Origin of the sequence: Pseudomonas sp. PB105, assembly GCF_009764655.1 — a bacterium.
Taxonomy (GTDB): domain Bacteria; phylum Pseudomonadota; class Gammaproteobacteria; order Pseudomonadales; family Pseudomonadaceae; genus Aquipseudomonas; species Aquipseudomonas cyclaminis.
The window spans coordinates 1-12,276 of record NZ_RWIO01000033.1 but is presented as its reverse complement, the minus strand read 5'-3'; the positions used below and the strand labels follow the sequence as shown (position 1 = coordinate 12,276).

Genomic DNA, 12,276 nt, shown 5'->3' with positions numbered 1-12,276 from the left:
TCAATCACAGCCGCAGGAGTTACGTAATTGCAGGGTCGGCGCCAGTCGTACGCTCTGCGGCGGCGAGCTGGGCGAAGCCATGCGTTGCAGCAGTAAGTCCACCGCACGTGCGCCGAGGGCCTGGACCGGCTGTGCGATCAGGCTCAAGCGCGGCACGAAGAAATCCGCCCAATCGAAATCATCGAAGCCCACCAGGGCCATCTGCCCCGGCACCTCGATCTGCGCCTCCCGCAGTGCCTGCATGGCACCGAGGGTCATCAGGTTATTGCCGGCCATGATTGCCGTAGGCGGCGCAGCCAGGCGCAGCAACTGCACGGTGGCCTGGCGTGCCGGCTCGGTGTTGGAGCCGCCGTTGACCAACAATTGCGCATCAAACACCAGCCCCGCCGCCTGCAACGCCGCTTTGTACCCGGCCACACGCTCATCCGTGGTGCTGAACCCGGCACGCCCGGCAATGAAAGCGATACGGCGATGCCCATGGGCAATCAGGTGTTCAATAAGGGCCTGGGTCGGCTGCGCATTCTCCACCCCGACCTGGTCGAACTGCTCACTCATCATGCGATCCACGAGCACCGCCGGAATCTCGTTGGCCTGCAAATACTCCAGGGCCATCGAGCCGTTGGACGGCGCCAGCACAATCCCGTCGACGCGCCGGTGATGCAGCGCCGTGACCACCCGCAACTCTTGCTCCGCGTCGTCATGGGTATCGACAAACAGCATCATGTAGCCGTGTTTGGCGCACTCGGTTTCAATCGCGTGCACGGTTTCGCTGAAGTAATGGTTGGACAACGCCGAGATCGCCACGCCAATGGTGTTGGTACTGGAACGGGCCAGCGAGCGCGCCAGGGTATTGGGGATATACCCCAACGCCTGGATCGCCCGCTGCACCGCCTGCACCGTGGCCGGGCTGACTTTGCGGGTGCCGTTCAACACATGGGACACGGTCGAGGTCGACACCCCCGCCCGGCTTGCCACGTCATCCATGGTGACCACGGCGCGGTTCCTTTCAATAGATCAATGTTTACTCGACCAGCCGCTGTACGTACCGACGTTGTCGCGTGTGATGAGTTTGGGGGTGAGCAGGGTAACCGCTTCGGCCGGGGCTTTGTCATTGAGAATGTCATTGCCCACATTCACCGCGGTCTGGGCCATGGCCCAAGGGTCCTGGCTGGCAGAGGCCTGGATCTGGGTGTCGGTCTTCAGGGCGTTCTCGATATCCGGCGCGCCGTCCACCGAGGTAATGATGATGCCGCTGCGCTTGAGCTGCTTGGCCGCCAGGTCGCTGCCGATAGCCTGCGGGTCGTTGATCGCGAACAGCCCGTCGATTTTGGCGAAGCGCGTGAGGTAACCCTGCATCACATTCAAGCCGCCTTCGCGCGAGCCCTTGCCGTCCTGGTCGTCGGACAGCACCTTGATCTCCGGCGCCCCGGCCAGCGCCGCCTTGCAGCCTTTGACGCGGTCGGTCACAGCGGTGACTTGCGGGCCGTTCTGGATAATCACATTGCCTTTGCCCGAGAGCTTGTCCACCAGGTACTGGCAGGCGAGCTTGCCGGCTTCGACGTTGTCGGTCTGCACGGTAGCGTTCACGCCTTTTGCGTCGACGTCCACCGCGACCACGACGATCCCGGCGTCGCGGGCCTTCTTGATCGCCGATGCCATGGCGGAGGGGTCCACGGCGTTGATCAGAATCAGGTCGACCTTGGACGAGATGAAGTTATCGATCTGTGAGAACTGCTTGCTCAGGTCATAGTCGGCCGACACCGAGGTGACCTTGACGCTGGGGTTCAGCTCCTTGGCGCGGGCGGTTGCGCCGTCGGCCAGGGTCACGAAGTACGGGTTGCCCAACGAGCCCATGCTGATGCCCAGGGCTTTGAGTTCACGGGCCTCCACGGCTTGGGACATCAGGGCAGCCAACGCAACGACGGGGAACAGGTGTTTAAGCTTCATGGTGATCTCTCTTGTGATTGTTGTATGAGTGAAATCAGGTCCGCGCACCGGACTGGCGATAACGATCCAGCGCCACCGCGCCAATGATCACGATGCCCTTGATGATGTACTGCCAGATATCCGAGACGCCCAGCAGCACCAGGCCATTGGTCAGCACCGCGATAATCAGCGCACCGATCAAGGTGCCGCCAATGGTGCCCACGCCGCCGGTAAAGCTGGTGCCGCCGAGGATCACCGCCGCAATCGCATCCAGCTCATAGGATTGCCCGAGTTGCAGGCCATTGGCCGCGAACAGCCGCGAGGCGCTCATCACCGCACCGAGCCCGGCCAACGCACCGGACATGGCATAGACAAACAGCAGCACCTTCCACACCTTGATCCCGGACAGCCGCGCCGCCTCTGGATTGCCGCCCACCGAATAAATCTGCACGCCCATCACCGTGCGGCGCAGGATGAACCACGACAGCGCCACCACCGCCACGGCGATCACCACCAGCCACGGCACACCCAGGATCGAGTCGTTGCCGATAAATGCAAACGGCAAGTCGGGGTTGAACACCGTCTTGTCGTCCGCCAGCAACCGCGCCAACCCACGCATGGCGGTGAGTGCACCGAGGGTGACGATAAACGGCGGCAGGCGCATAAAGGCGATCAACCCGCCGTTGACCAGCCCCAGCAGCAGGCCAAAGCCAATCCCGGCGGCAATCCCGAACATGCCGAACTGCGGCGACATCGACGCCTGCAACGCCACCACAGCGGATGCCGCCAGAATCGCGCCCACCGACAGGTCGATGCCCGCCGTGAGGATCACAAAGGTCATGCCCGCCGCCAGCACCACGTTGACCGAGGCCTGCTGGGTGATGATCGACAGGTTCTGCACCGTCAGGAAGTTCTCGCTGGCCAAGGCAAAGCCCACCAGCAGCAGGATCAGCACCGGCAACATGCCGACCGTGCGCATCAGTTCGCGGGCGCGCTCTGCCTTGCCTGTTGTTGCAATCATTGAATCAGCCATGGGCAACCACCTGATCGCCACCGGTGGCGAGGTCAATAATACGTTCCTGGGATATAGCGTGGCCCGAGGCCCCGCCGACTTCGGCCACCAACTGGCCTTCGCGCATGATCAGCACCCGGTCGCAGGTGCCGATGATTTCCGGCAGCTCGCTGGAAATCACCACGATGCCCACGCCGGCCTGGGCCAGTTGGTTGATGATGCGGTAAATCTCGGACTTGGAACCGATGTCCACGCCCCGGGTAGGTTCGTCGAGGATCAGCACGTGGGGCTTGACCTCCAGCAGCCGGGCCAGCAACACCTTCTGCTGGTTGCCGCCGGACAGCGCGCCCACGTTGACCTTGCCCGACGCCACGCGAATCGACAGTGACTTGATGGCAGCATTCGCGCGCTGCGCCGCATGCCCGCGATCGAGTACGCCACCTGCGTGGGCATCCGGCACGCAAGCGCAGACGTTGATGTTGTCGGCCACGCTCATGTCCAGGAACAGGCCCTGGGCCTTGCGGTCTTCGGTGAGGTACACCACGCCGGCGCGAATCGCGTCCGCCGGGGTGCGCAGTTGGGTGACGGTTTTGCCCACCACTTCCAGGGTGCCGCTGGTGCGTGGGTCGGCGGCAAAGATCAAGCGCGCCAGCTCCGTGCGCCCTGCCCCGACCAGCCCGGCGATGCCCAGCACTTCACCGGCGTGCACGTCGAAACTGCAGTTGCGCACGCGCTTGCCATCGGCCATGTCGCGCACGCGCATCACCACGTTGCCGGGGTTGTAGGCGGCGTGTTCCTTTTTATAGAAGCCGGAGAGGTCGCGGCCCACCATCATCTTTACCAGCACCTCGGCCGACAGCGCGTCGCGGGTCAGTTCGCCGATGTACTGGCCGTCGCGCAGCACCGAGACGCGGTCGGACAACTCGTAGATTTCGGCCATGCGGTGGCTGATATAGATGATCGCCAACCCCTGGCTGCGCAGTTGCTTGATCAGCGCGAACAGGCGGTCGGTCTCGCGGGACGACAGCGGCGTGGTGGGTTCGTCCATCACCAGAATCCTGGCGTGGGCGTGCAAGGCGCGGGCGATTTCCACCAGTTGGCGCTCGGCTATCGACAGGCTGTTGACCTGGGTGCTCGGCGTGAACTCCGCGCCCAGGCGTTGCAGCACTTCGATGCAGCCAGCCTGCATGGCCTTGCGGTCGATGGTCCAGCCTCGGCGCAGTTCGCGGCCCAGGTAGATGTTCTCGGCCACGCTCAGGTTCGGGCACAGGCTCAGTTCCTGATAGATCACGGCGATGCCGAGGGCTTTGGCGGTGGCGGGGTTGTAGGTGGCGATGGCTTGGCCGGCAATGCGGATTTCGCCGCCGGGATCGGCCTGGTAGGCGCCGGAGAGGATTTTCATCAGCGTCGATTTGCCGGCGCCGTTCTCCCCCATCAAGGCGTGGATTTCGCCGGGGTAGACCTTCAGGCCGACACTTTTGAGCACGCGCAAACCGTTGAAGGTTTTGCTGATGCCCTGCATCTCAAGCAAGGGTTCAAGGCTCATCAATGAGCTCCTGGTTTTATTATTTTTGTGGTCGAGCGAGGACGACTCTAATTCAGATACATTTGCTTACGCAAGCGCTTGCCTACGCCTTTTATCGATTAGTGAAACGTTTCATCAACGCACAAAATTAAAAACACCCAAATGCAGACGTATCACACCAAACGGATACGGTTAGCCATCAAAGCGCCATAATCTCTGCTATTGTCCAAGCACCTCATCTCCTCCTCGTCGCGTCATTGCGATCTTCTGTGAGCATGCTCTGCGCCCTCGCCTGCTGACGAAGGCGGGCCTGAAGTTCACGGAACGCGCTAACGATGGAAACACCTGGAATCACGCCGCCGCAGTCACGCGCGGAAAAAATCGTCGAATTCAAACGTCAGAAAACCCTGCTCAAGACCGGTGCCCTGCAAGACGCCATCTTCAACAGTGCTTACTTCTCCAGCATCGCCACCGACGAAAAAGGCGTGATCCAGATCTTCAACGTCGGCGCCGAACGCATGCTCGGTTACGCCGCAGCCGATGTAGTCAACCGCATCACCCCCGCCGATATTTCCGACCCTGCTGAGCTGATCACCCGCGCCGCCGCCCTCAGCCAGGAGCTCGACACGCCCATCACGCCTGGCTTCGAGGCGCTGGTGTTCAAAGCCTCGCGGGGCATCGAGGACATCTACGAGCTGACCTACATCCGCCAGGACGGCAGTCGCCTGTCCGCCATGGTGTCGGTGACGGCGTTGCGCAATCGCAATGACACCATCATCGGCTACCTGCTGATCGGCACCGACAACACTGCGCGCAAACAGGAAGAAGCCGAGCGCAAAGGCTTTGAGCGCGCCCTGGAAGAAAAAAACCTGGAGTTGGAACACGCCAACCTCATGAAGTCCGAGTTCCTCGCGACCATGTCCCACGAACTGCGTACGCCGCTGAATGCGGTGATCGGTTTTTCCGAGGCGTTGAAGGACGGCCTGGTGGGCGACATGAGCGAGATCCAGCGCGAATACATCGGCGATATTTTCACCAGCGGCCAGCACTTGCTGTCGCTGATCAACGACATCCTCGATTTGTCCAAGGTCGAGGCCGGGATGATGGACCTGGAGCTGGAGCCGGTGGAACTGGCCGGCCTGTTGGCCAACAGCCTGCTGATCGTGCGCGAAAAGGCCGCCCTGCAGCGCATCCAACTCAAACTCGACAGCCAGGACGACCTGGGCACGTTGGTGCTGGACCTGCGCAAGACCAAGCAGATCGTCTACAACCTGCTGGCCAATGCGGTGAAGTTCAGCGCACACGGCAGCGACGTGACCCTGGCGGTACGGGAGGTCGGCCGCGCGCAAGTCGGCGAGGTCCCCGGCGATTGGCCGGTACACGGCTTTGCCCTGCAACCCAGCGTGCACCAGCGATTCCTTGAGCTGAGCGTAAGCGATAGCGGAATCGGCATCGCCCCGGATGACATGGGCAAGCTGTTCAAGGCCTTCAGCCAGATCGACAGCAGCCTGGCGCGCAAATTCGAAGGTACCGGGCTGGGCCTGGCGATGGTCAAGCAACTCACCGACCTTCAGGGTGGCAGCGTTGCCGTGGCCAGCCGCGAAGGCCTGGGTGCGCGTTTTGTGGTGTGGCTGCCGCTGCATCGTGCGATCGACACAGCGGAGGCCACATGCCCGAAATCCTGATTGTCGAAGACAACGAAGCCAACATGCGCCTGGCGCGCTTGTTGCTGGTCAACGCCGGCCACAGCGTGTTGTGGGCCGCCGATGCCGAGAGCGGCCTGACCATGGCCCGCGAACACCAGCCGGCGCTGATCCTGATGGATATTCAATTGCCAGGCATGGACGGCCTGGCAGCCACCCGATTGCTCAAGCAAGACCCTCATACCGCGCACATCCCGGTGATCGCCCTCACCGCCATGGCCATGAAGGAAGACCGGGAAAAAGCCCGGTTGGCCGGGTGCGACGCGTATGTCAGCAAACCCCTGCGCTACAAGGAGCTGTACCAGGAGATCGACACCCTGCTGAACCCGACCCTCACTCCTCCTGTATGAGTCCTCTCCATGGCCAGCTCACCCGCAACGCTATTGATCGTTGACGACGAACCCCAGGTTCGCAAGTTGTTGGAAACCCTGCTGCATCACGAGGGCTACGTGACCCAGAGTGCCTGCTGCGGTGAAGAGGCCTTGCGCCTGGTGGCGCAGCAGCCGCCGGACCTGATCCTGCTGGACATCATGATGCCGGGCATGGACGGCTACGAGGTCGCCAGCCAGCTCAAGGGCAACCCGGCCACGGCGAACATCCCGATCATCATGCTTTCGGCGTTGAGCGACGCCAGTGCGCGGGTCAGCGGGTTGGAGACGGGCGCTGAAGAGTTCATCAGCAAACCGATTGAACGGGTCGAGTTGTGGCTGCGCGTGCGTAATTTGCTGCGGCTCAAGGCCCATGGCGACGAGCTGAAAAAACACAGCATCATGCTTGAGCAGCAACTGCACGCCGATGACACCACCCTGTTTACGGTGCACGACCTCGCACGCCAAGACATGGAAAAAGCCCTGCGCGGCGCGGTTGAACGCAATGAGTTCACGCTGCATTACCAGCCCAAGGTCGAGGTAGCCAGCGGAACAGTCTGCGCCTTGGAAGCCCTGCTGCGCTGGGACCGGCCCGGCTATGGTGCGGTCTCGCCCGCGGTGTTTGTGCCGATCCTGGAGAGCCTGGGCCTGATCGTACCCGTTGGGCGCTGGGTCATTGAACGGGCTTGCGAACAGATCGCCAGGTGGCAGCGCAGCGATATCGGTGCACGGGAGGTCTCGGTGAATGTCTCCGGCCTGCAATTGATCAACGGCGACCTGATTGCCGACATTGCGCGAATCCTCGCCAAAACCGGGGTTGAAGCGCACTGGCTGGAGGTTGAATTGACCGAAGGCTCACTGATGGAAAACACCCAGCGCACCATCGCCAGCCTCCAACGTTTGCGCGCCATGGGCGTGAAGATCTCCATTGACGATTTTGGTACCGGCTATTCAAGCCTGGCCTACCTGCGCCGCTTTCCCCTGGATACATTGAAGATCGACATCGCCTTTATCCGTGAAGTCACCACTAACCCGCAGGACGCGGCGATCACCCGCACGATTATCGAACTGGCCCACGGACTGGGCTTGCTGGTCGTCGCCGAAGGCGTAGAAACCGCTGCACAACTGGCGTTCCTGAAGGAGGCCGGGTGTGATCAGATTCAAGGTTATCTCTACAGTCGGCCACTGCCAGTGGAAGCGCTGGAGCAACTGTTGCTCGCGTAGGGCACGCATGACACATCGAAAAAAACTGAATTTCGCACCGTACCGCAGCTTCTAACTGTCAGGACCAGCAGCGCGAGAAATGCGATGAAGAAGATCGGCCAGCGGTTGTATGAAGAGCGCCAACGCCTGGGGTATTCCCAGCAATACCTGGCTCAGGCCGGCGGCGTAACGGCGCGGGAACAGCGGCAGTATGAGCTGGGGGAAGATATGCCGCGCGCCGATTACCTCGCCGCGTTGGCCGCTGAGGGCGTGGATGTGGTGTACGTGATTACTGGCAAGCCCAGCACTGTTATCTCCATCAGCCGTGCGCAGGCGCAAACACTGATCGACAACCGCGTGCTGGGTCAGGAATTGCCGCCGGACGGGCAGGATGAAGGCGATATCTACTTCATCCTGGACCCGTCGTCACGGGACACATCGGATCAATCCTGATCCTCGGTATTGCCTACGTCCGCCGCTTCATCCAGATCATTCAGCGGCACTTCAGCATCATCCATCAATGAACCTGGGTCTTCATTGCCCGGGTCGTTGAGTTCTTCGTCGAGTTCTTTTGACATGACCCTCTCCTCTATCCGCCTTGTGTGTCGATGTCCGCATCGGTTTCAGGCTTTTGCTCAGGCTCAGGCTCGAAATCGGGGCTATAAGCGTTCTCCTCGGCTTTGGGATCACGCTCGGCATTCCGGTCTTTTGGTGCATCCGCAGCCGTCGACGGTGCTGGCTCGCCGCCATCAATCGCCGGGTCGTTACGGTTGCTGGTTTGCGGGTCGTCAGTTGTGCTCATGGTGCTCACCTCTACTTGGCCTACCTGATGTTAAGGCGCTGCGAGGCCGCTTGAAGTTCCGTTCGATTGCTTAGCGGATGGGATTGTCGATCTGGATGTAGAACGCATACATCCCCAGCAACAGCCAGAACGCCATGAACAACCACGGTGCGCGCATCGAAAACAACAGCGACTTGCGATAGCCCTTGTGGGACGACTCCACTTCCGAGAACAGCGGCGACTCGTCATAGGCCAGGCCCATCACTGGCTCGCTGCGCAGCAGCTCGCTTTGCTTGTAATGCCAGTGATCAATGATGTCGTAGGCCGCACGAATGCCCGGCCAGGCGTTGAGCGAGCTGAGGATGCCCAGCACCGCCAGAAAGACCGGCACCACCAGGGTAAACAGCTTGCCCCACTCCGGATTGAGATTGCCCATGCCCGATACAAAGGCGATGACCAGAAACGACTGCGCCGTGAGGTACGCATCGGTGCGGTTGGCGAGGATGCTGGTTTCGTACTGGATCTCGCGGCGGTAGAAGTCCAGGCGGTCCTTGGGTGAACCAAAGATCTTGGCGCTGTGTTCGCTGTGATCGGTCAGCGCCGCTTCCGGTGTGTGCGGAGAGATGATTCTGGGCACGATCGTGCTCCATTAGGCTTCGAGTCCTGTTAGAAAAACCTGGCGCGGGTGAAGTTCAAGTTTGTTGCGCACCAAACAAGGGCGCCCATTGCCTCTTTGTGGGGATTGGGCCTGCTCGTCGCTGGAGTGCGCAGCGATGCGATTCTTTTTGGGGGCTGCTGCGCAGCCCGGCGCGGGGCAAGCCCGCTCACTACAAGGTCATTGAGCACGCGGGCATGGGTTTCGGCACACGCATTGCTTAACCCATTCATCTGCCCGTAAACAGGAGCAATCGTTACCCCCCGACCCAGAGCCGACCTCATAAGAAAGTAAGGACCAGGCCTGCTGGCACTCTGCGCCACAGGCTCATAAAAACATGCGTTTTTTAAAGCGGCAGTGCCACCCCCCACGCAACCCTGGGCACTGACAAGGTACTGGAATGGCTCGATCTTTCTTTGATGAAATGAATGACGCAAATGGCGTATGCCGTGCGCACTATCAGGATTTCTCCCGCTGGCTGGCCAACACGCCGCCGGAACTGCTGGCCCAGCGCCGCCGCGAGGCCGACCTGCTGTTCCACCGCGCCGGGATCACCTTCACCCTCTATGGTGACGAGCAAGACACCGAGCGCCTGATCCCCTTCGACATCATCCCCCGCAGCATCCCCGCCAGTGAGTGGAGCGTGATCGAACGCGGCTGTATTCAGCGGGTCAACGCGCTGAACATGTTCCTCGCCGATATCTACCACGACCAGCGCATCATCAAGGCCGGGATCATTCCGGCGGATCAGGTGCTGGGCAATGAGGGCTATCAGAAGGCGATGGTCGGGCTGGACCTGCACCGCGATATCTACTCGCATATATCCGGCGTCGACCTGGTGCGCGACGGCGACGGCACGTACTACGTGCTCGAAGACAACCTGCGCACTCCCAGCGGCGTGAGCTACATGCTCGAAGACCGCAAAATGATGATGCGCCTGTTCCCGGAAGTGTTCGCCAAGCAGCGCATCGCACCCGTGGACCACTACCCCAACCTGCTGCTCAAGACCCTGAAAAGCGCCAGCCGCCTGGATAACCCCAACGTGGTGGTGCTGACCCCTGGCCGCTTCAACAGCGCATTCTTCGAACATGCGTTCCTGGCGCGGGAAATGGGCGTGGAGCTGGTGGAAGGCGCCGACCTGTTCGTGCACGACCTCAAGGTCTTCATGCGCACCACCGACGGTCCCAAGGCGGTGGATGTGATCTACCGGCGCATCGACGATGCCTTCCTTGACCCCCAGGCATTCAACCCGGACTCAATGCTCGGCGTGCCTGGCCTGGTCGCGGCCTATTGCGCCGGCAACGTGGTGCTGGCCAACGCAATAGGCACTGGCGTGGCGGACGACAAGTCGATCTACCCCTACGTGCCGGCGATGATCAAGTTTTATCTGGATGAAGAGCCGATCCTGCAAAACGTGCCGACCTTCCAGTGCCGCAAGCCGGATGAACTGTCCCATGTGCTGGCCAACCTGGGCGAATTGGTGGTCAAGGAAACCCAAGGCTCCGGCGGCTACGGCATGCTGGTCGGCCCCGCCTCCACCGCCGCCGAGATCGAGGACTTCCGCCAACGCATCAAGGCCCGTCCTCACGCCTATATCGCCCAACCGACCCTGAGCCTGTCCACCTGCCCGACCTTTGTCGAAAACGGCATTGCCCCGCGGCATATCGACCTGCGGCCCTTCGTGCTTTCGGGCAAGGAGACCCGCCTGGTGCCCGGTGGCCTGACGCGGGTGGCGCTGCGTGAGGGCTCGTTGATCGTCAACTCGTCGCAAGGCGGCGGAACCAAGGACACCTGGGTGGTGGAGGGCTGAATCATGTTGAGTAGAACCGCCGCAGATCTGTACTGGATGTCCCGCTACCTGGAGCGCGCCGAGAACCTGGCGCGCATGCTCGAAGTCAGTTACTCGCTGTCGTTGATGCCGCAAGCCGGGCACACCGATGGCCTCGACGAACTGGCCATGTCGTTGCTCAGCAGCGGCACCCTGGACAGCTACCTCGAACGCCATGAAACCCTGGACGCCGAGCGCATGCTGCACTTCTTCGCCCTCGACGAAGAAAACCCCGCCAGCATCTACAACTGCCTGCGCGCCGCCCGTGGCAACGCCCACGCCGTGCGCGGGCGCATCACCGCCGATATGTGGGAAAACCTCAACGCCACCTGGCTGGAAATGCGCAGCATCGCCGCCGGCGGCCTGGCGCGACACGGCATCAGCCACTTCTGTGACTGGGTCAAGCAGCGCTCGCACCTGTTTCGTGGGGCGACGTCCGGCACCATCATGCGTAACGACGCTTACCGGTTTATCCGCCTGGGCACCTTCGTTGAGCGTGCGGACAACACCTTGCGGTTGCTGGATGCACGCTACGAGATGTTTGGCGAAGAGTCGGAAGAAGTCAGCGACCTCTCGGCACGCGGGTATTACCAGTGGAGCGCCCTGCTCCGTGCGCTTTCGTCCTTCGAGGCGTATACCGAGCTGTACCCCAACGCGCTGAATGCGCGCTCGGTGTCCGAATTGCTGTTGTTACGCAGTGATGTACCGCGTTCGTTGCATGCGTGCATCGAGGAGTTGAGCCATATCCTGGCGGACCTGCCCGGCAGCTATGGCCGTGCGGCGCAGCGCCTGGCGGCGGAATTCGAGGCACGGCTGCGCTATACCGGGATTGATGAAATTCTTGAAGACGGCCTGCACAGCCGTCTCACGGACTTTATCGACACCGTGCGGGAATTGGCGCGGGCGATCCATAGTTCTTATCTGGAAGTGGTCTAGCGCTGGCGTAAAAAATCCAGCAGCAGCCGGTTGACCTGCGCAGCCTGCTCGTTCTGGATCCAGTGCCCGCAGTTGGCAAAAAACATGCTGTTCCAACTGCGGGGCGGGCCCTGCTCGGGGCCGGCGACGCGTTGCTCGGTGGATTGGCTCATGAGGCATAGGAATCTACACAACTCTTAAAGGTTGACACCGAACCCTGTGGTGAGCGGGCTTTTTGTGGTGAGCGGGCTTGCCCCGCGCTGGGTGGCGAAGCCGCCCCAATCCAGGCACCGCGTTTTTTCAGTCATAACCCATTGGCCGGTTTTGGGGCCGCTTCGCAGCCCAGCGCGGGGCAAGCCC

The 12,276-nt window shown here is 61.5% G+C and carries 13 protein-coding genes and 1 pseudogene; 6 read left to right on the top strand and 8 right to left on the bottom strand.

Translation table 11 applies throughout. The annotated features are described in order from the left end of the window. Genes EJD88_RS07145 through EJD88_RS07130 form a run of 4 tightly spaced genes read right to left on the bottom strand, consistent with a single transcriptional unit; the run spans position 1 to position 4,484 of the window. Positions 1-993, bottom strand: coding sequence for a LacI family DNA-binding transcriptional regulator (locus EJD88_RS07145; RefSeq protein WP_158877426.1), 993 nt, complete (start codon positions 991-993; stop codon positions 1-3). Positions 994-1,014: 21 nt separating this feature from the next. Continuing rightward, positions 1,015-1,947, bottom strand: coding sequence for an ABC transporter substrate-binding protein (locus EJD88_RS07140; protein WP_099582920.1), 933 nt, complete (start codon positions 1,945-1,947; stop codon positions 1,015-1,017). Between the two features lie 34 nt (positions 1,948-1,981). Continuing rightward, the gene (locus tag EJD88_RS07135; protein WP_099582919.1) at positions 1,982-2,959 is read right to left on the bottom strand and encodes a ribose ABC transporter permease; all 978 of its coding nucleotides are present in this window, start codon (positions 2,957-2,959) and stop codon (positions 1,982-1,984) included. Then, the gene (locus tag EJD88_RS07130) at positions 2,952-4,484 is read right to left on the bottom strand and encodes a sugar ABC transporter ATP-binding protein (protein WP_158877424.1); all 1,533 of its coding nucleotides are present in this window, start codon (positions 4,482-4,484) and stop codon (positions 2,952-2,954) included. The genes EJD88_RS07135 and EJD88_RS07130 overlap by 8 nt, the downstream gene beginning before the upstream one ends. A gap of 314 nt (positions 4,485-4,798) precedes the next feature. On the opposite strand from EJD88_RS07130, the gene EJD88_RS07125 reads away from it, so the two are divergent. From EJD88_RS07125 to EJD88_RS07110, 4 genes are all read left to right on the top strand, one after another. Beyond that, positions 4,799-6,148 carry a HAMP domain-containing sensor histidine kinase gene (locus EJD88_RS07125; protein WP_112195231.1) on the top strand — a complete coding sequence of 450 codons (1,350 nt, stop codon included), beginning with the start codon at positions 4,799-4,801 and terminating at the stop codon, positions 6,146-6,148. Beyond that, positions 6,133-6,516, top strand: coding sequence for a response regulator (locus EJD88_RS07120; protein WP_099582914.1), 384 nt, complete (start codon positions 6,133-6,135; stop codon positions 6,514-6,516). The genes EJD88_RS07125 and EJD88_RS07120 overlap by 16 nt, the downstream gene beginning before the upstream one ends. 9 nt (positions 6,517-6,525) lie before the next feature. Further along, entirely contained in the window at positions 6,526-7,758 is a 1,233-nt protein-coding gene (locus EJD88_RS07115; RefSeq protein ID WP_099582912.1) for an EAL domain-containing response regulator, read from the top strand. An 84-nt stretch (positions 7,759-7,842) separates the two neighbouring features. Next, the gene (locus EJD88_RS07110) at positions 7,843-8,190 is read left to right on the top strand and encodes a helix-turn-helix domain-containing protein (protein ID WP_158877422.1); all 348 of its coding nucleotides are present in this window, start codon (positions 7,843-7,845) and stop codon (positions 8,188-8,190) included. Here EJD88_RS07110 and EJD88_RS27170 read toward each other — a convergent pair. From EJD88_RS27170 to EJD88_RS07100, 3 genes are all read right to left on the bottom strand, one after another. Next, the gene (locus EJD88_RS27170) at positions 8,181-8,315 is read right to left on the bottom strand and encodes a hypothetical protein (RefSeq protein WP_256592792.1); all 135 of its coding nucleotides are present in this window, start codon (positions 8,313-8,315) and stop codon (positions 8,181-8,183) included. The genes EJD88_RS07110 and EJD88_RS27170 overlap by 10 nt on opposite strands. A gap of 11 nt (positions 8,316-8,326) precedes the next feature. Continuing rightward, positions 8,327-8,539, bottom strand: coding sequence for a hypothetical protein (locus EJD88_RS07105; RefSeq protein ID WP_158877420.1), 213 nt, complete (start codon positions 8,537-8,539; stop codon positions 8,327-8,329). A 70-nt stretch (positions 8,540-8,609) separates the two neighbouring features. After that, positions 8,610-9,155 (bottom strand): hypothetical protein, encoded by a 546-nt coding sequence (locus tag EJD88_RS07100; protein ID WP_099582907.1) that lies wholly within the window; start codon positions 9,153-9,155, stop codon positions 8,610-8,612. A 418-nt stretch (positions 9,156-9,573) separates the two neighbouring features. On the opposite strand from EJD88_RS07100, the gene EJD88_RS07095 reads away from it, so the two are divergent. Next, positions 9,574-10,983, top strand: coding sequence for a circularly permuted type 2 ATP-grasp protein (locus tag EJD88_RS07095; protein WP_099582905.1), 1,410 nt, complete (start codon positions 9,574-9,576; stop codon positions 10,981-10,983). Positions 10,984-10,986: 3 nt separating this feature from the next. After that, complete coding sequence (locus EJD88_RS07090) at positions 10,987-11,937, top strand: alpha-E domain-containing protein (protein ID WP_112195228.1); 951 nt, start codon at positions 10,987-10,989, stop codon at positions 11,935-11,937. On the opposite strand, the pseudogene EJD88_RS07085 reads toward EJD88_RS07090, so the two are convergent. Beyond that, positions 11,934-12,039 (bottom strand): annotated as a pseudogene (locus EJD88_RS07085) (alpha/beta hydrolase); the annotation flags it as partial. The gene EJD88_RS07090 and the pseudogene EJD88_RS07085 sit on opposite strands and share 4 nt — an antisense overlap. Positions 12,040-12,276 lie beyond the last annotated feature (237 nt).

Bases quoted from the DNA above. Each gene is read 5' to 3' on its own strand.
- EJD88_RS07140 (WP_099582920.1), bottom strand. From the start codon at position 1,947: ATGAAGCTTAAACACCTGTTCCCCGTCGTTGCGTTGGCTGCCCTGATG.
- EJD88_RS07090 (WP_112195228.1), top strand. From the start codon at position 10,987: ATGTTGAGTAGAACCGCCGCAGATCTGTACTGGATGTCCCGCTACCTG.
- EJD88_RS07120 (WP_099582914.1), top strand. From the start codon at position 6,133: ATGCCCGAAATCCTGATTGTCGAAGACAACGAAGCCAACATGCGCCTG.
- EJD88_RS27170 (WP_256592792.1), bottom strand. From the start codon at position 8,315: ATGTCAAAAGAACTCGACGAAGAACTCAACGACCCGGGCAATGAAGAC.
- EJD88_RS07115 (WP_099582912.1), top strand. From the start codon at position 6,526: ATGGCCAGCTCACCCGCAACGCTATTGATCGTTGACGACGAACCCCAG.
- EJD88_RS07125 (WP_112195231.1), top strand. From the start codon at position 4,799: ATGGAAACACCTGGAATCACGCCGCCGCAGTCACGCGCGGAAAAAATC.
- EJD88_RS07130 (WP_158877424.1), bottom strand. From the start codon at position 4,484: ATGAGCCTTGAACCCTTGCTTGAGATGCAGGGCATCAGCAAAACCTTC.
- EJD88_RS07105 (WP_158877420.1), bottom strand. From the start codon at position 8,539: ATGAGCACAACTGACGACCCGCAAACCAGCAACCGTAACGACCCGGCG.
- EJD88_RS07135 (WP_099582919.1), bottom strand. From the start codon at position 2,959: ATGGCTGATTCAATGATTGCAACAACAGGCAAGGCAGAGCGCGCCCGC.
- EJD88_RS07110 (WP_158877422.1), top strand. From the start codon at position 7,843: ATGAAGAAGATCGGCCAGCGGTTGTATGAAGAGCGCCAACGCCTGGGG.
- EJD88_RS07095 (WP_099582905.1), top strand. From the start codon at position 9,574: ATGGCTCGATCTTTCTTTGATGAAATGAATGACGCAAATGGCGTATGC.